This window comes from Cryobacterium sp. 10I5 (genome assembly GCF_035019865.1).
In the GTDB taxonomy this organism is placed as follows: Bacteria; Actinomycetota; Actinomycetes; order Actinomycetales; family Microbacteriaceae; genus Cryobacterium; species Cryobacterium breve_A.
In genome coordinates this window covers 1-20,573 of sequence record NZ_JASJVI010000008.1, presented here as the reverse complement: position 1 = coordinate 20,573, position 20,573 = coordinate 1, and the positions used below count along the sequence as shown (strand labels likewise).

Sequence of the window (20,573 nt, the reverse complement as noted above, 5' to 3'; positions counted from 1 at the left end):
CGCGCCGTTCCAGCCCCGGCAAGTAGGCTGGCAGCATGTTAGATAATCCCCGTTCTCCGCGCGTGCGGGCCGTTGCGAAGCTGTCGAACCGGGCCGCGCGCTCCGAGACCGGGCTGTTCCTCCTTGAGGGCCCGCAGGCCGTCGCCGAAGCCCTGAACTTCCGTCCAGAGCTCGTCGTCGAACTGTACGCAACCCCGACGGCCCTCGAGCGCCACCCCGAGATCGCCGAAACCGCCGTCGATGCCGGCGTCGACGTCGAATTCGTGACAGAGCAGGTCCTCGAGACGATGGCGGACACCGTCACCCCGCAGGGCTTCGTCGCGGTCTGCCACCAGTTCCCCACCTCGGTCAAGGAGATCTTCGCCAAGGAGCCCAAGCTCATCGCCATCCTCGAAGAGGTGCGTGACCCGGGCAACGCGGGCACGATCATCCGGGCAGCGGATGCCGCCGGTGCCGACGCGGTGATCTTCACCGGTCGCAGCGTCGACCTCTACAACCCCAAGGTCGTGCGCTCGTCCACGGGCTCGATCTTCCACCTGCCCGTCGCCGTCGGCGTCACCCTCGACGACGTCCGCGAACGCGCCCGCTTCGCCGGCCTCCAGATCTTCGCCGCCGACATCAAGGGCACCGACCTGCTCGCCGCCCGCAACGACGGACTCCTCCTCGCGCCGACGGCCTGGCTGTTCGGCAACGAGGCCCGCGGGCTGACCGACGAGGACCTGGCCCTCGTCGACCGCTCGATCACCGTGCCGATCTACGGCCACGCCGAGTCGATGAACCTCGCGACCGCGGCATCCGTCTGCCTGTACGAAAGCGCCTTCGCGCAGTGCAGCATCTAGTTCGGCGAAGGCCGGTCCGGCCGTGCAAAGTGTGTGTTTCGTTCGGGCCAAACTGATCAGGATGGCAAGCACCTCGACTTTTGTGACCTAAGTTGGGGTGATGGAGCCAACAGATCCCACGCCGGCTACGTCGAACATCACGGTCCGTCGAGGTGAGCCCCTCGTGGTCGTAACCGATGTGAACAAGCACTTCGGCGAGCTGCACGTCCTCAAGAACATCAACGCCGTCGTCACCCGCGGCGAGGTCGTCGTCGTCATCGGCCCGAGCGGGTCGGGCAAGTCCACGCTCTGCCGGGCCATCAATCGCCTCGAGACGATCGACTCCGGCGTCATCACGATCGACGGGCAGGCCCTTCCAGAAGAAGGGAGGGGCCTGGCCCGGCTGCGGGCCGACGTCGGCATGGTCTTCCAGGCCTTCAACCTGTTCGCGCACATGACCGTGCTGCAGAACGTCACCCTCGGGCCGATCAAAGTGCGCGGGCTGTCCAAAGCCGACGCCGAGACCCGGGCAATGGCCCTCCTCGAACGGGTCGGCGTCGCCAACCAGGCGCACAAGATGCCCGCCCAGCTCTCCGGCGGCCAGCAGCAGCGCGTTGCCATCGCCCGGGCCCTCGCGATGGAGCCCAAGGTGATCCTGCTCGACGAGCCGACGAGCGCGCTCGACCCCGAGATGATCAACGAGGTTCTCGAGGTCATGATCGACCTCGCCAACGATGGAATGACCATGATCGTCGTCACCCACGAGATGGGCTTCGCCCGGCGGGCCGCCAACCGGGTCATCTTCATGGCCGAGGGCGAGATCGTCGAGGAGTCGACCCCCGACCGATTCTTCACCAACCCCCAGAGCACCCGCGCCAAGGATTTCCTCTCGAAGATCCTCGCGCACTGAGGATCCTCAGCCCGCAGAATGCGCCGGTCACGCGACCGGCGATCCCAGCACCCAGCACCCCAGGAGGACACCATGCGGCTCAACAGAGGTCTCGTGATTTCTGCCATCGCCCTCGCGAGTGTTCTCACACTCAGCGCCTGCACCGACTCCGGTGCGAACCCTCCGCCGGGCCCCGCCGTCGCCACCCCGACGTTCGCGCCGGGAACGACCATGGCGAAGCTCGCCGCGGCAGATAAGATCACGATCGGCACGAAGTTCGACCAGAAGCTCTTCGGACTCAAGAGCCCGGACGGTACGCCGGTCGGCTTCGACGTCGAAATCGGCAAGATCATCGCGGCCAAGCTGGGTATCGCAGCGAACAAGATCACTTGGGTCGAGACCGTGTCCGCCAACCGGGAACCGTTCATCCAGAACGGCCAGGTCGACATCGTCATCGCCACGTACACGATCAACGACAAGCGCAAGGAGGTCGTCTCGTTCGCCGGGCCGTACTACCAAGCCGGACAGGACCTGCTTGTGCTCGCCGGCAACCCGAGCACGATCACCGGGCCGGAAGACCTCGCCGGCAAGCCCGTGTGCACCGTGAGCGGCTCCACCTCGGAGAAGAACATCGCCGCGTATACGACCAACGTGATCGCGACCGACACCTTCTCCAACTGCCTTGGCCCGCTGCGCAGCGGTGAGGTCGTCGCGGTCACCACCGACAATGTCATCCTCGCGGGCCTGTCCGCACAGAACTCCGGCGAGTTCGAGGTCGTCGACAAGCCCTTCACCCAGGAGCCGTACGGCATCGGGCTGAAGAAGGACGACACCGAATTCCGGGCCTTCATCAACGATACCCTCGACGCCTCCTTCACCGATGGAACCTGGGTGGCCGCCTGGAAGGCCACCGCGGGCACGGTCCTCGACACCCCCACCCCGCCGAAAATCAACCGTTACTAGAACCCGCGCGACGCCGGGCGGATGCCGCGAGAGCATCCGGAAAGGGTGTTGCGGCATCCGCTCGTGTACGGACACGTGTTAAACCAACAGAAGGGGAGTCGAGACATGGACGCAGTCATCGATAATCTGCCGGTCTTCCTCGAAGGCTTCCGAAATACCCTCGGCCTGCTCGTCATCTCCGGGGTGGGTGCACTTATTCTCGGCATGATCGTTGCGGGCCTGCGCATCTCACCCGTCGCCTCCTTCCGGGGCTTCGCGACGGTCTACACCGAGATCATCCGCAACACGCCCCTGACCCTGATCCTCTTCTTCTGCGCCTTCCTGCTGCCGTACCTGCAGTTCTCGCCCGGTTACTTCACGCTCGCCGTGATCGGTCTCACCGTCTACACCTCGCCCTTCGTTGCCGAGGCGGTGCGCAGCGGGATCAACGGCGTGCACGTCGGTCAGGCCGAGGCCGCCCGCAGCATCGGGCTCGGCTTCGGACAGTCGCTCGCGTTCGTGATCCTGCCGCAGGCGCTCCGGATGGTCGTGCCGCCGCTGATCAACGTGTTCATCGCTCTGGCGAAGAACACCTCCGTCGCCGGTGCCTTCTTCGTCTTCGAACTCTTCGGCGCCGCCCGCCAGGTCACCAATGACCGCGGCGACCGGGTCCTCGCGATCCTGCTCGCTGTCGCCGTCTTCTACCTGCTGATCACCGTCACCCTCGGCGTCTTCGCCGGCCGGGTCGAGAAGAGAGTGGCGGTGCTCCGATGACCTCGGTCCTCTACGATGCGCCAGGCCCCAAGGCCCGGCGGATGTCCCGCATCATTTCCTACGTCGGCGTCGCCGTGATCGCGGTCGGTGTGATCGCCCTCGTGCTGGCCCTCGGAGCCCCGAAGACGAGTGTCAACGGCGCCGTGCAGCCGGGTCTCTGGGACCTGAGCCACTGGGACGTGTTCAACGACGTCCAGGTTTGGCGCGCGCTCGGTGCCGGAGCGCTTGCGACCCTCGAGATGGCCGGGGTCGCGGCCGTGTTCGCGCTCGTCATCGGCGTGTTGTTCTCCTTCGGCCGCGCCTCGGATGCGGCCTGGATCCGGGTGCCGACCACGGTCGTGCTCGAATTCTTCCGCGGCATGCCCGTGCTGCTGATGATGCTCTTCATCCTGCTCGTGTTCTCGACCGGGTCGTTCTGGGCCGGCGTGGCCGCTCTCGCCGTGTACAACGGCGCGATCATCGGCGAAGCCCTCCGCGCGGGCATCAAGGCACTCCCGCGCGGACAGCGTGAGGCGGGACTGGCGATCGGCCTGACGCCCACCGCGACACGACTCCGGATCGAATTCCCGCAGGCGTTCCGGCAGATGCTGCCGATCATCATCGCCCAGCTCGTCGTACTGCTCAAGGACACGTCGCTCGCCTTCGTGGTGGGATACTCCGAACTCCTGCGCAGCATGCGCGACCTGACCAACTTCTTCGGCAACCGATACTCCTTCTCCTTCTTCTTCGTCGTGCTCGTCATCTACCTCGCAATGAACCTGTCGCTGTCGTGGCTGGCCCGGCGCATCGCCCGGCGGAGCGGGCCTGAGCCCACGCACTAAACTTGGGACCTGTGTCTGAATCCACCGAAAACCCCGCACCGGCCGAGATCACCGAAGCGGCCGTGACCGCGGCGGTCACCGCCGCCCTGTCCGCCATATCCGCCGCCGCCGACTCGGCTGCCCTCAAGGCGGCCCGTAGCGAACACGCCGGTGAGGCGTCTCCGCTCTCCCGCCTGAACGCGCTGATGCGTTCGGTGTCGAAGGAGCAGAAGGCAGCGGCCGGCAAGCTCGTCGGCCAGGCCCGGGCCCGAGTCAACCAGGCCCTCTCCGCCCGCGAGGCGGAGATCGGCGCGGCAGAGGCCGCCGCGAAGCTCGCCGCCGAAACCGTGGATGTCACCGCCGCGGCCTCGACCTGGCACGCTGGGGCGCGGCATCCGCTCGCCCTGCTGCAGGAACGCGTCGCCGACGTGTTCGTCGCGATGGGCTGGGAAGTCGCGGAAGGCCCCGAGCTCGAGAGCGAGTGGTTCAATTTCGACGCGCTCAACTTCGACGAGGACCACCCGGCACGCGCGATGCAGGATACCTTCTTCATCGACCCGCCCGAGGCGCACCTCGTGCTGCGTACGCACACTTCGCCCGTGCAGATGCGCGCCCTGCTCTCCCGCGAACTGCCGGTTTACGTCGTCGCGCCCGGCCGGGTGTACCGCACCGACGAACTCGACGCGACGCACACGCCCGTGTTCCACCAGATCGAGGGCATCGCCATCGACAAGGGACTCACGATGGCGCACCTCCGCGGCACCCTGGATCACTTCGTGCAGGCCCTCTTCGGCCCCGAGGCGAAGGTGCGGCTGCGGCCGAACTACTTCCCGTTCACCGAACCGAGCGCCGAGCTCGACGTCTGGCACCCGACTTTCAAGGGCGGTGCGCGCTGGATCGAGTGGGGCGGCTGCGGCATGGTCAACGCCAACGTGCTCCGCTCGGCGGGGATCGACCCCGAGGTCTACTCGGGCTTCGCGTTCGGCGTCGGCGTCGAACGAGCACTGATGTTCCGCAACGATGTGAAGGATATGCACGACATGGTCGAAGGCGACGCACGGTTCAGCCAGCAGTACGGGATGACCGTCTGATGCGCGTTCCCCTGAGCTGGCTCGGCGAATTCGTCGACCTCGAACCCGGCACCACTCCCGAAGCCGTGCACGCCGCCCTCGTGAGCGTCGGCCTCGAAGAAGAAGAGATCCACCGCTTTGAACTGACCGGCCCGATCGTGGTCGGCGAGGTTCTCGAATTCGTCGGCGAGCCCCAGACCAACGGCAAGACCATCAACTGGTGCCAGGTGCGCGTCGCCCCCGGCGACGAGACCGCTGCGGACGGCGGCCCCGCCGTGCACGGCATCGTCTGCGGGGCGCACAACTTCGTCGTCGGCGACAAGGTCGTCGTGACCCTGCCCGGCGCCGTGCTGCCCGGCCCGTTCGCGATCGCGCCCCGGAAGACCTACGGCCACGTCTCCGACGGCATGATCGCCTCAGCCCGTGAGCTCGGCCTCGGCGACGAGCACGACGGCATCCTGCTGTTGAAGAACCTCGGCCTCGACGACGCCCCCATCGGCACAGACGCGATCGCCCTCCTCGGCCTCGACGACACCGCCGTCGAGGTCAACGTGACCCCCGACCGCGGCTACGCGTTCTCGATCCGCGGCATCGCCCGCGAATACTCGCACGCGACCGGGGCGGCCTTCCGCGACCCGGCCCTCGCGACTGCGCCCGCCGTCTCGACGGTCGAGTTCCCCGTCACGCTCGCCGACGCGGCCCCGATTCGCGGCCGCTCGGGTGCGAGCGTCTTCGTGACCCGCGCCGTGCGCGGCGTCGACCCGTCCCGGCCCACCCCGGCCTGGATGATCACCCGGCTTGCCCTCGCCGGCATGCGGTCGATCTCGCTCATCGTCGACGTGACCAACTACGTCATGCTCGAACTCGGCCAGCCGCTGCACGGCTACGACCTGGACGCGCTCACCGGCGGCATCCTGGTGCGCCGGGCGGAACCGGGGGAGAAGCTCACGACCCTCGACGGCGTCGTGCGCGCCCTGCACCCGGAAGACCTCCTGATCACCGACGAGTCCGGTGCGATAGGCCTCGCCGGGGTGATGGGCGGCCGCAGCACCGAGATCGGCGCCACCACCACGAACGTGCTCATCGAGGCCGCGAACTTCGACCCGGTGTCGATCGCCCGCAGCGCCCGCCGTCACAAGCTCCCGAGCGAAGCCTCGCGTCGATTCGAACGCGGGGTGGACCCGCAGGTCGCCGCCGTCGCGGCAGCTCGCGTCGTGCAGCTGCTGGTCGACCTCGCCGGTGGAACCGCCGACGCTCTCGGCTCCGCGGTCGATTCCTCGGTTGCGCCGGTCGCGATCGAGCTTCCGCGCGACTTCATCACCGGCCTGATCGGACGCACCTACTCGGACGAGGAGGAGCGTTCCGCCCTCGCCGAGATCGGCGGCGTGCTCGTCGACACCCCGACCGGACTCTCGGTGACCCCGCCGACCTGGCGGCCTGACCTCACCGACAAGTGGACCCTCGCCGAGGAGGTCGCCCGGATCGTCGGCTACGACAGCATCCCCTCGGTGCTCCCGGTCGCCCCGCCCGGCCGTGGCCTCACCCTCGTGCAGCGCCTGCGCCGCACGGTCGCGCAGACCCTCGCGGCGACCGGCCACACCGAGGTGCTCGCCTACCCGTTCGTGTCCGAGTCCGACAATCGCCTGTTCGCGCCGCTCGCCGCCGTGGCAGCGAATGCCGCCGGTGCCGCCGCCGGCGTCCCCGCCGTCGCCGAGGTCCCCCAGATCCGCGTCGCGAACCCGCTCGACGGCGAGGCGCCCTTCCTGCGCACCTCGATCCTCCCTGGGCTCCTGCGGATCGCGCATCGCAACCGCTCTCGCGGGATCACCGACCTGGCCGTCTTCGAACAGGGCCTCGTCTTCCGGCCGGTGGCGGGCATCCGCTATGGCAGCCTCGTCGTGCCGGCGGGTGCCGTGCGCCCGAGCGCGGAACTCGAGGCCGAGCTCAACGCGTGCATCCCGCCGCAGCCGTACTCCGTCGCCGTCGTGCTGACCGGCAACACCGTGCGCCATCAGCCGGGTCGGCCGCCGGTCAACGCCGGCTGGCAGGACGCCCTGACCGCCGTGCAGCAGGTCGCGCTTGCGACCGGCGTGTCGATCCTGGTACGCCAGGGCGCGCACCCGGCGATGCACCCCGGCCGCACTGCCGAGCTGTTCGTCGTCACCGCAGGCGGGGAGCTGAGCGTCGGCTTCGCGGGCGAACTGCTGCCCGCCGTCGCGATCGACTTCGACCTGCCCGCCGTGGTCGCCGTCGCCGAGATCACCCTCTCGGACGTCTTCGCCCAGGCCGGCGCCGAGCTGCACGCCGCACCGATCAGGACGATGCCGGCCGCGACGCAGGACCTCTCGCTCGTCGTCAGCGCCGCGGTGCCCGCCGCCGAGGTGCTCGCGGCCGTTGCTGAAGGGGCCGGCGCGCTGCTCGACCACATCGAGCTTGTCGACGACTACCGCGGCACCGGCATCGAGCCCGGCCGCAAGTCACTGACGTTCGCGCTGCGGTTCCGGGCCGCCGACCGCACCCTGACCGCCGCGGAAGCGAGCGACGCGAAGCTCGCCGGTGTCGCCGTCGCGACCGCCCGCTTCGACGCGACGCTCCGCGAGTAGCCGTCAGGGCCCGGACCGCCGCCGCCCCAATCCCGCCGGACCCTCCGCGAACGACCCTTCCCAGCGCGCGCCATTTCCGCCGTTTCGCGCCAGGCATGCCTGGCGCGTAGCGGCGGAAATGGCGCGCGATTGGGCGGAGGTGGCGCGTAGCGGCGGAGATGGCGCGCAACTTTCTTGCGTGAGCAGCTGATGTGCGCTCGGGTGTCCGGGTGCGGATTCCGGCGGGAACCGGGCCGATGTCGCCCGGATTCCCGGGGGCGCTGGGCAGCGCGATAGGTTTGTCACATGGCTTTTTCGGTAGCAATTGCAGGCGCGAGTGGTTACGCGGGCGGAGAATTGCTGCGAATGCTCGCAGGACACCCCGAATTCGAGGTGCGCACGGTGACCGCGCACAGTAATGCGGGCCAGCGACTGATCGACGTGCAACCGCACCTCCGCAGCCTCGCACACCTCACCCTCACGGACACGAGCCCCGCGAGCCTCTCCGGGCACGACGTGGTCTTCCTCGCCTTGCCGCACGGGGCATCCGGCGCCCTGAGTGCTGAGCTTTCGCCCGACACGCTCGTGATCGACTGCGGCGCAGACCACCGCCTCGAGGACGCAGCCGACTGGGCGGCCTTCTACGGCGGCGACTACTTCGGTTCCTGGGCCTACGGCGTCCCCGAACTTGCGATCCCCGGAGGCGGCAAGCAGCGCTCGCGGCTGGTCGGCGCCCGCCGGATCGCGGCCCCCGGCTGCAACGCGAGCACCGTGGCCCTCGCCCTCGCCCCCGGCATCCACGCGGGCGTGATCGAACCCGAGGACCTCGTCGCCGTGCTCGCCGTCGGCCCGTCCGGAGCGGGCAAGAGCCTCAAGGTTCCCAACCTGGCCGCAGAGGTCCTCGGCTCGGCCAACCCCTACGCCGTCGGCGGCACCCACCGGCACATCCCCGAGATCCAGCAGAGCCTGCGCTGGGCCGGCGCCGCACACCCCACCATCTCGTTCACGCCCGTGATCGTGCCGATGTCCCGCGGCATCCTCGCCACGGCGACCGCCCGCCTCGTGCCCGGCACATCCGTGGCCGCCGTCCGCGCCGCCTGGGAGAACGCGTACGCCGACGAGCCCTTCGTGCACCTGCTTCCCGCAGGGCACTTCCCCCGCACGAGCGACGTGCTCGGCGCCAACACCGCGCTTATCGGCCTCGCCGTCGACGAGGCCGCCGGCCGCGTCGTCACGGTGACCGCCGTCGACAACCTCGCCAAGGGCACCGCCGGTGCCGCGATCCAATCCGCAAACCTGGCCCTCGGGCTGCCCGAAACCCTGGGCCTCAGCATGAATGGAGTCGCCCCGTGAGCGTCACAACCCCCGCCGGATTCTCGGCAGCCGGCGTCACCGCCGGCCTCAAGAAGTCCGGCGGACTCGACCTCGCCGTGGTGCAGAACCTCGGCCCGCTCTCGAGCGCCGCGACCGTGTTCACGAGCAACCGCTGCAAGGCGAACCCGGTGATCTGGAGCCAGCAGGTCATGCGCGGCGGCCGGGTGAGCGCGATCGTGCTCAACTCGGGCGGGGCGAACTGCTACACCGGCAGCATCGGGTTCCAGACCACCCACGCGACCGCGGAAGCCGTCGGCGAACGCCTGGGCGTGTCCGCCGGGGAGGTGCTCGTCTGCTCGACCGGCCTGATCGGCGAACAGCTCGACCTCGACAAGATCACCGCGGGTATCTGGGACGCCACCCTCGCCCTTCAGAAGGACGACTCGACCTCCGCCGAGGCCGGCCTCTCCGCGGCCCGGGCCATCATGACGACGGACACCACCCCGAAGCAGTCCGCCGTGACCGCGCCGGCCGGCTGGTCGATCGGTGGGATGGCCAAGGGCGCAGGCATGCTCGCTCCCGGCCTCGCGACGATGCTCGTCGTGATCACGACCGACGCCGTCCTCGACTCCGCCCAGCTCGACACCGCCCTCCGGGTCGCCACCCGGCTCACCTTCGACCGCCTCGATTCCGACGGCTGCATGTCGACGAATGACACGGTGAGCCTGCTCGGCTCCGGCGCGAGCGGCATCAAGCCGGACGAGGCCGAATTCGCCGCGGCACTCACCGCGATCTGCCAGGACCTCACCCTGCAGCTCCAGGCCGACGCGGAGGGCAGCGCCCACGACGTGGCCATCACCGTCCGCAACGCCGCGACCGAAGCCGACGCCGTCACCGTCGCCCGCGCGGTGTCCCGCAGCAATCTGTTCAAGACCGCCATCTTCGGCAACGACCCGAACTGGGGCCGCGTGCTCGCCGCCGTCGGCACGACGGATGCCGCCTTCGACCCGTACAACATCGACGTCACGATCAACGGGGTGCAGGTGTGCACCGCGGGGGAGCCGGACCAGCCCCGAGAACTCGTCGACCTCACCCCGCGGTCGGTGACCGTGCTGATCACCCTGCACGCGGGAGACGCGGAAGCGACGATCTGGACCAACGACCTCACGCACGCCTACGTCGAAGAGAACAGCGCGTACTCAAGTTGACCCGTCACACGCACGGCAAGGCCTCGCACCGGCATCCGCTCGCGGACACCGGCGCCGGAACGCACGCCAGTGACGCCGAGGTCGACACGACAGAGACCGAGACCAACACCCGCGCCGAGGCCGCGGTCAAGGCCGAGACCCTGATCGAGTCCCTGCCCTGGCTCAAGCACTTCCACGACAAGATCATCGTCGTCAAGTTCGGCGGCAACGCCATGGTCAGCGAGGCGCTGCAGCGCAGCTTCGCCGAAGACATGGTCTACCTCCGCTACGCCGGCCTCCGCCCCGTCGTCGTGCACGGCGGCGGCCCGCAGATCTCGGCGATGCTCGACCGCCTCGGCATCCAGAGCGAATTCCGCGGCGGCTACCGGGTGACGACCCCCGAGGCCATGGACGTCGTCCGGATGGTGCTCACCGGCCAGATCAACCGCGAGCTCGTCAGCCACATCAACGAGCACGGCCCCCTCGCGGCCGGCCTCTCCGGCGAGGATGCCGGACTCTTCCAGGGCCGCCGCCGCGGCACCATGATCGACGGCGTCGAGGTCGACCTCGGCCTCGTCGGCGACGTGATCGGCGTCGACCCCGAGGCCGTGCACGCGCAACTCAACGCGGGCCGCATCCCGGTGGTCTCCTCGATCGCCCCGGACACGGATGTCCCTGGCCAGTCCCTGAACATCAACGCCGACGCCGCCGCCGCGTCCCTCGCCATCGCGCTCGGGGCCGAGAAGCTCGTCATCCTCACCGATGTCGCCGGGCTCTACAGCGACTGGCCGAACCGGGACTCCCTCGTCTCGATCATCGAGGTCCCCGAGCTCCGTGCCCTGCTTCCCGAACTGGAATCGGGCATGATCCCCAAGATGACCGCCTGCCTCGACGCCGTCGACGGCGGCGTCGCGAAGGCCGCCATCATCGACGGGCGCGTGCCGCACTCGATCCTGCTCGAGGTCTTCACCGGGAGCGGCATCGGCACCGAAGTCGTTCCCCGGACCACCCACTGACCCTCGCGACACCACCGACACAACGGATTTGAGAATGACAGGCAAAACGACCACCGACTCACCGGCAACCCACGCGGGCACGACAGACGCGGCCACCCTCGCTACACGCAGCGAGGGCTGGCGGGACCGATACACCGCGGCGATGATGCTCACCTTCGCGCCTCCGCGCGCGATGCTCGTCCGTGGCGCCGGCTGCTACGTCTGGGACGAGAACGGCACCGAATACCTCGACTTCCTCGCGGGCATCGCCGTCAACTCCATCGGGCACGCCCACCCCGAGATGGTCGCCGCCGTGTCCGCCCAGGTCGGCACCCTCGCGCACATCTCCAACTACTTCGCGTCGCCCTCACAGATCGAGCTCGCCGAACGACTCAAGCGCATCACCGGGGCCGGCCAGGCCGGCCGCGTCTACTTCTGCAACTCGGGCGCCGAGGCCAACGAGGCCGCGTTCAAACTCGCCCGTCTCAATATCGGCAGCGATCCCGCCCGGCCGCGCACCCGCATCCTCTCGTTGCACGAGTCCTTCCACGGCCGCACCATGGGTGCGCTCGCCCTGTCGGGGAAGCCCGCGATGCGGGCGCCGTTCCTGCCGGTTCCCGGCGGCGTCGAGCACATCCACGCGACCTTCGAGGCCCTCGAGGCCGCGATCGACGATACCGTCGCCGCCCTGTTCCTCGAGCCCGTGCAGGGGGAGGCCGGCGTCATCGACCTGCCCGATGGTTTCCTGCGCCGCGCCCGCGAACTCTGCACCCGGCACGGTGTGCTGCTCATCCTCGACGAGGTTCAGACCGGTGCCGGACGCACCGGAGACTGGTTCGCGTACCAGCACGACGGCATCCTGCCCGATGCGATCTCGATCGCCAAGGGCATCGGCGGCGGCGTGCCGATCGGCGCGCTCGTCACCTTCGGTGCGACGTCCGAGCTGTTCCAACGCGGCCAGCACGGCTCGACCTTCGGCGGGAACCCGCTTGCGACCACGACCGCCAACACCGTGCTCGGCATCATCGAGCGGGACGGCCTCGTCGCCAACGCCGCCCGCCGCGGCGAGCAGCTCCGCGACCTGATCCTCGGTTTCGACTCCCCGCACATCCTCGAGGTGCGCGGCCGCGGCCTTCTGCTCGGCATCGGACTTGCCGAGCCCGTCGCACTGAAGCTCGCCGATGCGGCCCTCGAGGCCGGCCTCATCATCAACGCCGCCAACGAGTCCACCATCCGGCTCGCGCCGCCCCTGATCGTCGGCGACACCGAGCTGGCCGAATTCGGGCGCCGATTCGGGCTCGCCCTGGCCAGCCTCTAGGCTGAAGAATCCCCAATTCCAGCGAAAGTGACCCCGTGACCCGCCATTTCCTGCGCGACGACGACATCTCCCCGGCCGAACAAGCCGAGATCCTCGACCTGGCCGTCGAGCTCAAGCGCGACCGATTCCAGGCGAAGCCGCTCGCGGGCCCCCAGACCGTCGCCGTGATCTTCGACAAGTCCTCGACCCGCACCCGGGTGTCCTTCGCCGTCGGCATCGCCGACCTCGGCGGCAGCCCACTGATCATCAGCACGGCCAACAGCCAGCTCGGGGGCAAGGAGACCGCAGGCGACACCGCCCGCGTGCTCGAACGCCAGGTCGCCGCGATCGTCTGGCGCACCTACGGCCAGGCCGGCCTCGAGGAGATGGCCCTCGGCACCACCGTGCCCGTCGTCAACGCCCTCTCCGATGACTTCCACCCCTGCCAGCTCCTCGCCGACCTGCTCACCATTCGCGAACACCGCGGCGAGCTCGCCGGCCTCACCCTGACCTTCCTCGGCGACGGCGCCTGCAACATGGCGCACTCCTACCTTCTCGCCGGCGCGACGGCGGGCATGCACATCCGCATCGCCTCCCCGGCCGGTTACACCCCGCAGCCGAAGGTGCTGGCGGATGCCGAGGCCATCGCCGCGAAGACCGGCGGCTCGATCACGCTCTACACCGACCCCGCGGAAGCGGTCACCGGTGTCGACGTCGTCGTCACGGACACCTGGGTGTCGATGGGTTTCGAGAAGGAGAAGGCCGCACGCGTCGCTTCGCTCGGCGCCTACCGCGTCGACAGCGCACTGCTCGCCCTCGCCAAGCCCGACGCGCTCTTCATGCACTGCCTCCCCGCCGACCGCGGCTACGAGGTCACCGCGGACGTCATCGACGGCCCGCAGAGCATCATCTGGGATGAGGCCGAGAACCGCCTGCACGCGCAGAAGGCGCTGCTGGTGTGGCTGCTCGGCCACAACACCAACCCGTAAACTTGAGACTTAGTAGATATTCAAAGGGAGAACCATGGCTGAACGTGTTGTGCTCGCATACTCCGGTGGACTGGACACCTCAGTCGGCATTGGCTGGCTGAAGGATGCGACCGGCAAGGAGGTCGTAGCACTCGCCATCGACGTCGGACAGGACGGCGAAGACATGGAGGCGATCCGCCAGCGTGCGCTCGACTGCGGCGCCGTCGAGGCCATCGTCGTCGACGCGAAGGACGAATTCGCCAACGACTACATCGTCCCGGCCCTCAAGGCCAACGCGCTGTACCAGAAGCGCTACCCGCTCGTCTCCGCGCTCAGCCGCCCGCTGATCGCCAAGTACCTCGCCTCGACCGCGAAGGCGCTCGGCGCCGACAGCGTCGCGCACGGCTGCACCGGCAAGGGCAACGACCAGGTCCGGTTCGAAGCCGCCGTCGCCGCGCTCGCCCCCGACCTGATCTCCCTCGCCCCGGTCCGCGACTTCGCGCTGACCCGCGACAAGGCCATCATCTACGCCGCTGAGCACAACCTGCCGATCAAGCAGTCCGCGAAGAGCCCGTACTCGATCGACCAGAACGTCTACGGGCGCGCGGTCGAGACCGGCTTCCTCGAAGACCCGTGGAACGCCCCGATCGAAGACCTCTACACGTACACCCAGGACCCCACGGTCACGCGGGACGCGACCGAGGTCGTCATCCGCTTCGACCAGGGTGTTCCCGTTGCGATCGACGGCAAGCCGGTCACCCCGCTGCAGGCCATCGAGATCATGAACAAGCTCGCCGGCGACCAGGGCGTCGGCCGTATCGACATGGTCGAGGACCGCCTCGTCGGAATCAAGAGCCGCGAGGTCTACGAGGCCCCCGCCGGCATCGCCCTCATCGCCGCGCACGAAGAGCTCGAGAACATGACGATCGAGCGCGACCTCGCCCGCTACAAGCGCGGCGTCGAAGCCAAGTGGGCCGAACTCGTCTACGACGGGCTCTGGTTCTCCGGCCTCAAGCGTGCCCTCGACGTGTTCATCGACGAGACGCAGAAGTACGTGACCGGCGACATCCGCCTCAAGCTGCACGCCGGCACCGCGGTCGTGACAGGGCGTACGAGCCCGCAGAGCCTCTACGACTTCAACCTCGCCACCTACGACACCGGTGACACCTTCGACCAGAGCATGGCCAAGGGGTTCATCGAGCTGTGGTCGCTTCCGAGCAAGATCTCCGCACGCCGCGACCTGGCCGGCAAGTAGGGTCCGGAGCATGACAGGCGATTCTCCGGTCAACCGCGCCGGTGAAGCGGGCGCCCTCTGGGGTGGCCGCTTCGCCGGGGGACCGAGCCCCGAGCTCGCACGGTTGAGCAAGTCGACCCAGTTCGACTGGCCGCTCGCGCCCTACGACATCCGGGGTTCCCGGGCTCACGCCCGCGCCCTGGCCGCCGCGGGCTACCTGAGCGCCGAAGAACTCGCCGCCATGATCGCCGGGCTCGACCGGCTCGACGCCGCCATCGCTGATGGCAGCTTCCAGCCGGCCGAGAGCGACGAAGACGTTCATTCCGCGCTCGAACGCGGCCTGATCGACATCGTCGGCGCCCCGCTCGGCGGCAAGCTCCGCGCCGGCCGCAGCCGGAACGACCAGGTCGCCACCCTGATCCGGATGCTGCTCCGCGACAAGGCCGCGAGCATCTCGGCGCACCTCATCACCGTGATCGACGCCCTCGCCGCCCAGGCGGAGGCCAACGAGACCGCGATCATGCCCGGGCGCACCCACCTGCAGCATGCCCAGCCGGTGCTGCTCGCCCACCACCTCTTCGCGCACTGCTGGCCGCTCGTGCGCGACCTCGAACGCTTCACCGACTGGGGCAAGCGCGCCGACTACTCGCCGTACGGTTCCGGCGCCCTCGCCGGGAACACCCTCGGCCTCGACGCCCGGCTCGTCGCGACGGACCTCGGCTTCGGCCACGTCGTCGAGAACTCGATCGACGGCACCGCGAGCCGCGACCTCGTCGCCGAATTCGCGTACATCACCGCCCAGATCGGCATCGACATCTCCCGGCTCGCCGAGGAGATCATCCTCTGGAACACCCGCGAGTTCGGCTTCGTCACCCTTGACGACTCGTACTCGACCGGGTCCTCGATCATGCCGCAGAAGAAGAACCCCGACATCGCCGAGCTCGCCCGCGGCAAGTCCGGCCGCATGATCGGCAACCTCACCGGCCTGCTCACGACCCTCAAGGGCCTTCCGCTCGCGTACAACCGCGACCTGCAGGAAGACAAGGAACCGGTCTTCGACTCGATCGATACCCTCGAGGTGCTCCTGCCCGCCTTCGCCGGCATGATCGCGACGCTGACCTTCCACACCGAGCGGATGGCGGAACTCGCCCCCGCCGGCTACTCCCTGGCCACCGATGTCGCCGAATGGCTCGTCAAGCAGCGGGTGTCGTTCCGCGACGCTCACGAGATCACCGGGCTCCTCGTCAAGTACGCCGAACAGAACGAACTCGAACTGCATGAGGTCGACGACGCCGCGCTCCTCGCGATCTCGTCGCACCTGACCCCCGAGGTGCGCAGCGTGCTGAGCATCCACGGTTCGGTCGAGGGTCGCGACGGCCAGGGCGGCACCGCTCCGGTTCGCGTTGCCGAGCAACGGGCCGTGCTCGTCGCCCGGGTGCGCTCGCTCGCCTCGGCACTCCTGCCGTAACCGGACCCTCCGGTGGGCGTCGCTCGGGAGCCGAGCCGCGGCGGGCGCCGCCGGTGAGCTTCGATCGGGAGCTGTTCGCCCGGCCGTCGGTGGAACTCGCACCGCTGCTGCTCGGAGCCGTGCTGAGCCACGGCGGGGTGGCCATGCGGATCACCGAGGTCGAGGCGTACCTCGGCGACGGAACCGACCCGGGTTCGCACGCGTTCCGGGGTCGCACCCGGCGCAATGCGACCATGTACGGCCCGCCCGGGCACCTCTACGCGTATTTCAGCTACGGAATGCACGTCTGCGCCAACATCGTCTGTTCCCCGGAGGGCGAGGCGTCAGCGCTCCTGCTCCGCGGCGGCGAAGTCGTCGAGGGACTGGCCGAAGCCCGGTCGCGCCGCGCGACCTCGAAGGCCGACGTCGACCTGGCGAGGGGACCGGCGCGACTCACGATCGCCCTGGGGATCGGGCTCGGCGACGACGGCGCCGATCTCGCCGTTCCGCCGTTCGACCTGACCCTGCGCACTGGTCCCTCGCCGGCGATGCTCAACGGGCCGCGCACCGGCGTCAGCGGTCCCGGCGGGGGCGCGGAATTCCCGTGGCGGTTCTGGATCCCGGGCGACCCGACCGTGTCGCCCTACCGGCGGCATCCGAAGCTCGCGCCGCCCAGCCCCGATCCGACTCAGCCCTAGACCCCGCGCCCATCAGCGGTCACGCGTGCTCGCAGGGGCTAACTCAGGAAATCTTCCGGCCAGGCGGTCGACGGCCCGCGGAGCAGTGCGGCGGATGCTCTTGAGCCGTCAGATTCTCCTGAGTTGGCCCCCTCGGCCGGTCATGCCTACTCGCGGGGGCCAGTTCAGGAATTCTGCCTGTATTCACGGCTGGTCACGCGTGTCCCCGGGGGCTAACTCAGGAAATCTGCCCGCCGGGCGGTCAACGGCCCGCGGAGCAGTGCTGCCGATCGGCGCGAGCCGGCATATCTCCTGAGTTAGCCCCCTCAGCCGGTCGTGCCCCCTCGCGGGGCTAGCTCAGGAATTCTGCCCGCGCACACGGCCGGTCACGCCTCTGCGCGGGGCTAACTCAGGAAATCCGCCGGGCTGACCCGGCCGACTCGCGGAATAGTGCGGCCGATCCGCGCGAGCCGGCGGATTCTCCTGAGTTAGCCACGAAAACCCGGGGCGACCCCGACAGATGCCGGGCCTGACGGTGCGGGTGGGGCGCGAGTGACGGAAGCTGGAGCCTAGCTGGTCGCGATCTTCACGAGGGCGGCGCACGCGCACGCCCAGATCAGGCTCGCGAAGGTGCCGATGATGAAGCGCTCCCGGGTCTCCGCTTCGGTGAGTTCGGTGAACCGGCCGACGCCCTTGATGGCGACGACGACCGCGATCGCCTCGGGGAACCCGGCGAGGATCGCGCCTGCGACCGCAAGGCGTTCGAGAATGCCGATCATGAGACCACCGCGGAGCACCTCGTGCACGGCGCCGGTCGCGCCGGGGGCAGCGGGAGTCGCACCGTCGTCGACGAGGATTCCGCCGTGCTGGCCGGGCCGCGCGGAATCGTGGGTGGCGAAGTCGAGCGCGAGCAGGGCCATCGGACCACCACCGACGACAGCGAGGGCGAGCGCGATCAGGCCGAGGATGACGCCGAAGGTCTCGCTGCCGCCGGGTGCGGGGGCCGCTGCGATGAGGAGGGCTCCAGCGAGGGCGCCCGCCGAGATGATCGCGAAGCTCTGTTTGCGCAACCGGAACGCGAGCACGGCACAGACGAGTGAACCGATCGTCACGAGCAAGAGCAGCAGCCAGTACAGCGTGGCGAGGATCTGGAAGGACTGGATCATCATCCGGCGGTGTCCGTTTCTGTCGAAGTCTGCTCGAGGTCTTCCATGAGCCTAACGAGTGCGGGGTGCGCCGCCTCTTCGACCCTCCAGAGTGAGGACTTGATCCGCTGGCTCACCGCCGCGGGCGTGATCCCGAGCCGGCCGGCGATCTCGACCTGGCTGAGGCCGTCGCGCAGAAGGTCGACCGCCGCCCAGCCCTCCGGCGACCGGCGCTGGCGGAGCAGGAGCACCGTTGCGATGAGCGCTTCGACCTCGACGCCGGCCAGAATCGGCTCGCCCGCAGACGAGCCGGGCGTCGGCACACCGGGCGCGAGGCCCGCAGGTCCGCCGGGGTTCGACCGGCCGGCGGATGCGCCGGCAACCGTGGCCCCCGACCCGTCTGCGTCGAGGGCGAAGCGGGCATCCGCTTTCTTGGCCCGGGTCACGGCGGCTCGCGCGGCGATGAACGCTGCACCGGAGGCTTGCCGGGTGGCGGGGGGGAGCGGCACCCGGACCGGGCCGATGCCGAGGCCGACGCTCCAGTGTCCCGAGCGGTGCAGGGCGAACACGACGTCGAGCGCGGTCGCGGCGTCGGTGAGTAGCCCCTGGATCTCGTCGCCTGAGGTCTGGTCGGGCGGCAGGACGAAGGCGGGGCCGAAGTCGGCGGCGAGGCGGGCGATCATCTCGCCGGCCCGGTCCCGGTCGTGGCGACTGTCGATCTGGTCTGCGGTGATCACGAACATGAGCGCGCCTCCCGGCCGGTTGTGGTGCGGCGAGCGGGTTCGCGCGCCTAAAGTAAGCGTACACACTAAATATGGCAATATTCATGTCTCAGACTTAATTGTTTGCGATGAAGGTTCAGGCCTGTCCTCCCGGCCCGGCACTTCCGCGCTGGTAATCTGGGCTGCGTGTCAGATCCAGTGATCCTCAAGCAGCAGTCCAATGACGTCACCTTCGAGAATGTCTGGGAGGAGATCTCCTGGCGTGGCCTCGTGCAGGTGTCGACTGACGAGACCGAGCTGCGCGCGCTGCTCGCGGGGGAGCCGATCACCTTCTATTGCGGGTTCGACCCGACAGCGCCGAGCCTGCACCTCGGAAACCTCGTCCAACTCCTGCTGATGCGCCGCCTGCAGCTCGCCGGTCACCGGCCGCTCGGCCTCGTCGGCGGTTCCACCGGCCTGATCGGCGACCCGCGGCCCACCGCGGAGCGGGTGCTGAACACCAAGGACACCGTCGGCACCTGGGTCGGCTACCTGCAGGCGCAGGTCTCGCGCTTCCTGAGCGCGGAGGGCGACAATCCCGTAACCCTCGTGAACAACCTCGACTGGACCGGTCCGCTCAGCGCGATCGACTTCCTGCGTGACATCGGCAAGTACTTCCGGGTCGGCACAATGCTCAAGAAGGATGCCGTGAGCGCCCGGCTGAACTCCGACGCCGGCATCAGCTACACCGAGTTCAGCTACCAGGTGTTGCAAGGCCTGGACTTCCTCGAACTCTTCCGCGCCCATGGGTGCGTGCTGCAAACCGGGGGCAGTGACCAGTGGGGCAACCTCACGAGCGGCACAGACCTCATCCGAAAGGCAGAGGGCGCGAGCGTGCACGCCATCGGGACACCGCTCATCACAAACAGCGACGGCACGAAGTTCGGCAAGAGCGAGGGCAACGCCATCTGGCTCGACCCCACCCTGACGAGCCCGTACGCCTTTTACCAGTTCTGGCTCAACACCGACGACGCCGATGTGATCCTGCGCCTCAAGATCTTCACGTTCCTGACGCGGGCCGAGATCGAGGATCTCGAGCAATCGGTCGCGACCGAGCCGTTCAAGCGGCTCGCCCAGCGCACCCTCGCCGTATCGGTGACGAGTCTCGTGCACGGGCGGGCGGCGACGGATGCTGCCATCCACGCCGCGCAGGCCCTCTTCGGCCAGGGTGATCTCGCGGATCTCGACGAGGCGACCCTCGAGGCCGCCCTGCGTGAACTCCCCAATACGACGACCGCCCCCCGGGCGCCGATCATGCAGTTGCTCGTGGACACCGGACTCACGACGAGCCTGAGCGAGGCCCGGCGTGCGATCAACCAGGGCGGGGTGTACCTGAACAACGTCAAGGTCCTGAGCGACGACCAGACCATCGAGGGCGCTGTGCTGCCCGGTGGTGTGGCCGTGCTCCGCCGCGGCAAGAAGACCCTGGCCGGCGTCTTCGTCCAGTAGCCCCCCCCGCCCCGCCTGGTCCGGGCGCGTCCAGGCCTCCCGCTGCGACGGTTGTCGCGGCCGCGAGAGTACAATTTTGGCCCTTAAGACTCGGTTTTAAGGGCCAAAAATGTACTCTCGCGCGGTGTTGGCGCGGTGTTGGCGCGGGTGGGTGGATGTTGGGGCGCGGGCTTCAGGGGTGTGGTGACACGCCCGGGAGTGTGTGGGTTTTGACGGGGTGGGTG

The 20,573-nt window shown here is 69.0% G+C and carries 18 protein-coding genes; 16 read left to right on the top strand and 2 right to left on the bottom strand.

Annotation, left to right across the window (positions count from 1 at the left end; all coding sequences use genetic code 11):
- Positions 1-35: 35 nt before the first annotated feature.
- From QN350_RS04430 to QN350_RS04360, 15 genes are all read left to right on the top strand, one after another.
- A complete protein-coding gene (locus tag QN350_RS04430; protein WP_323515903.1) occupies positions 36-839 on the top strand; it encodes an RNA methyltransferase in 804 nt (267 codons plus the stop codon).
- A 100-nt stretch (positions 840-939) separates the two neighbouring features.
- The gene (locus QN350_RS04425) at positions 940-1,728 is read left to right on the top strand and encodes an amino acid ABC transporter ATP-binding protein (RefSeq protein ID WP_281534426.1); all 789 of its coding nucleotides are present in this window, start codon (positions 940-942) and stop codon (positions 1,726-1,728) included.
- A gap of 72 nt (positions 1,729-1,800) precedes the next feature.
- Positions 1,801-2,670, top strand: coding sequence for a glutamate ABC transporter substrate-binding protein (locus QN350_RS04420; RefSeq protein ID WP_322139436.1), 870 nt, complete (start codon positions 1,801-1,803; stop codon positions 2,668-2,670).
- Positions 2,671-2,775: 105 nt separating this feature from the next.
- Complete coding sequence (locus QN350_RS04415; protein ID WP_281534428.1) at positions 2,776-3,423, top strand: amino acid ABC transporter permease; 648 nt, start codon at positions 2,776-2,778, stop codon at positions 3,421-3,423.
- A gap of 41 nt (positions 3,424-3,464) precedes the next feature.
- Positions 3,465-4,244: an amino acid ABC transporter permease gene (locus QN350_RS04410; RefSeq protein ID WP_322139437.1), complete on the top strand. Its 780-nt coding sequence runs from the start codon at positions 3,465-3,467 to the stop codon at positions 4,242-4,244.
- An 11-nt stretch (positions 4,245-4,255) separates the two neighbouring features.
- Positions 4,256-5,314 (top strand): phenylalanine--tRNA ligase subunit alpha, encoded by a 1,059-nt coding sequence (gene pheS / locus QN350_RS04405; protein ID WP_281534430.1) that lies wholly within the window; start codon positions 4,256-4,258, stop codon positions 5,312-5,314.
- Positions 5,314-7,896 (top strand): phenylalanine--tRNA ligase subunit beta, encoded by a 2,583-nt coding sequence (gene pheT / locus QN350_RS04400; protein ID WP_322139438.1) that lies wholly within the window; start codon positions 5,314-5,316, stop codon positions 7,894-7,896. Before pheS ends, pheT begins: the two co-directional genes overlap by 1 nt.
- A gap of 285 nt (positions 7,897-8,181) precedes the next feature.
- Positions 8,182-9,228 carry an N-acetyl-gamma-glutamyl-phosphate reductase gene (gene argC, locus QN350_RS04395; RefSeq protein ID WP_323503671.1) on the top strand — a complete coding sequence of 349 codons (1,047 nt, stop codon included), beginning with the start codon at positions 8,182-8,184 and terminating at the stop codon, positions 9,226-9,228.
- Positions 9,225-10,397 carry a bifunctional glutamate N-acetyltransferase/amino-acid acetyltransferase ArgJ gene (argJ, locus tag QN350_RS04390; RefSeq protein WP_322139440.1) on the top strand — a complete coding sequence of 391 codons (1,173 nt, stop codon included), beginning with the start codon at positions 9,225-9,227 and terminating at the stop codon, positions 10,395-10,397. Before argC ends, argJ begins: the two co-directional genes overlap by 4 nt.
- A gap of 140 nt (positions 10,398-10,537) precedes the next feature.
- Positions 10,538-11,392 (top strand): acetylglutamate kinase, encoded by an 855-nt coding sequence (gene argB, locus QN350_RS04385; protein WP_322140403.1) that lies wholly within the window; start codon positions 10,538-10,540, stop codon positions 11,390-11,392.
- Positions 11,393-11,426: 34 nt separating this feature from the next.
- The gene (locus tag QN350_RS04380; RefSeq protein WP_322139441.1) at positions 11,427-12,689 is read left to right on the top strand and encodes an acetylornithine transaminase; all 1,263 of its coding nucleotides are present in this window, start codon (positions 11,427-11,429) and stop codon (positions 12,687-12,689) included.
- A 35-nt stretch (positions 12,690-12,724) separates the two neighbouring features.
- Positions 12,725-13,657, top strand: coding sequence for an ornithine carbamoyltransferase (gene argF, locus QN350_RS04375; RefSeq protein ID WP_322139442.1), 933 nt, complete (start codon positions 12,725-12,727; stop codon positions 13,655-13,657).
- Positions 13,658-13,691: 34 nt separating this feature from the next.
- On the top strand, positions 13,692-14,891 hold the full coding sequence (locus QN350_RS04370) for an argininosuccinate synthase (RefSeq protein WP_134447017.1): 1,200 nt from the start codon (positions 13,692-13,694) through the stop codon (positions 14,889-14,891).
- Between the two features lie 10 nt (positions 14,892-14,901).
- The gene (argH, locus tag QN350_RS04365) at positions 14,902-16,338 is read left to right on the top strand and encodes an argininosuccinate lyase (RefSeq protein WP_322139443.1); all 1,437 of its coding nucleotides are present in this window, start codon (positions 14,902-14,904) and stop codon (positions 16,336-16,338) included.
- A 53-nt stretch (positions 16,339-16,391) separates the two neighbouring features.
- On the top strand, positions 16,392-17,015 hold the full coding sequence (locus tag QN350_RS04360) for a DNA-3-methyladenine glycosylase (RefSeq protein ID WP_322139444.1): 624 nt from the start codon (positions 16,392-16,394) through the stop codon (positions 17,013-17,015).
- A gap of 548 nt (positions 17,016-17,563) precedes the next feature.
- Here the strand turns inward: QN350_RS04360 and QN350_RS04355 are convergent.
- Entirely contained in the window at positions 17,564-18,163 is a 600-nt protein-coding gene (locus tag QN350_RS04355; RefSeq protein ID WP_281534433.1) for a hypothetical protein, read from the bottom strand.
- Positions 18,160-18,882: a DNA-binding protein gene (locus QN350_RS04350; protein ID WP_322139445.1), complete on the bottom strand. Its 723-nt coding sequence runs from the start codon at positions 18,880-18,882 to the stop codon at positions 18,160-18,162. Before QN350_RS04350 ends, QN350_RS04355 begins: the two co-directional genes overlap by 4 nt.
- Positions 18,883-19,047: 165 nt before the next feature.
- On the opposite strand from QN350_RS04350, the gene tyrS reads away from it, so the two are divergent.
- A complete protein-coding gene (gene tyrS / locus QN350_RS04345) occupies positions 19,048-20,349 on the top strand; it encodes a tyrosine--tRNA ligase (protein ID WP_281534435.1) in 1,302 nt (433 codons plus the stop codon).
- Positions 20,350-20,573 lie beyond the last annotated feature (224 nt).

What these genes read in the sequence shown, in the direction of transcription:
- QN350_RS04410 (WP_322139437.1), top strand. Translation starts at nt 3,465, where the DNA reads ATGTCCCGCATCATTTCCTACGTCGGCGTCGCCGTGATCGCGGTCGGT.
- argH (WP_322139443.1), top strand. Translation starts at nt 14,902, where the DNA reads ATGACAGGCGATTCTCCGGTCAACCGCGCCGGTGAAGCGGGCGCCCTC.
- QN350_RS04370 (WP_134447017.1), top strand. Translation starts at nt 13,692, where the DNA reads ATGGCTGAACGTGTTGTGCTCGCATACTCCGGTGGACTGGACACCTCA.
- QN350_RS04425 (WP_281534426.1), top strand. Translation starts at nt 940, where the DNA reads ATGGAGCCAACAGATCCCACGCCGGCTACGTCGAACATCACGGTCCGT.
- pheT (WP_322139438.1), top strand. Translation starts at nt 5,314, where the DNA reads ATGCGCGTTCCCCTGAGCTGGCTCGGCGAATTCGTCGACCTCGAACCC.
- QN350_RS04355 (WP_281534433.1), bottom strand. Translation starts at nt 18,163, where the DNA reads ATGATGATCCAGTCCTTCCAGATCCTCGCCACGCTGTACTGGCTGCTG.
- argC (WP_323503671.1), top strand. Translation starts at nt 8,182, where the DNA reads ATGGCTTTTTCGGTAGCAATTGCAGGCGCGAGTGGTTACGCGGGCGGA.
- QN350_RS04430 (WP_323515903.1), top strand. Translation starts at nt 36, where the DNA reads ATGTTAGATAATCCCCGTTCTCCGCGCGTGCGGGCCGTTGCGAAGCTG.
- QN350_RS04420 (WP_322139436.1), top strand. Translation starts at nt 1,801, where the DNA reads ATGCGGCTCAACAGAGGTCTCGTGATTTCTGCCATCGCCCTCGCGAGT.
- QN350_RS04350 (WP_322139445.1), bottom strand. Translation starts at nt 18,882, where the DNA reads ATGTTCGTGATCACCGCAGACCAGATCGACAGTCGCCACGACCGGGAC.
- QN350_RS04380 (WP_322139441.1), top strand. Translation starts at nt 11,427, where the DNA reads ATGACAGGCAAAACGACCACCGACTCACCGGCAACCCACGCGGGCACG.
- QN350_RS04415 (WP_281534428.1), top strand. Translation starts at nt 2,776, where the DNA reads ATGGACGCAGTCATCGATAATCTGCCGGTCTTCCTCGAAGGCTTCCGA.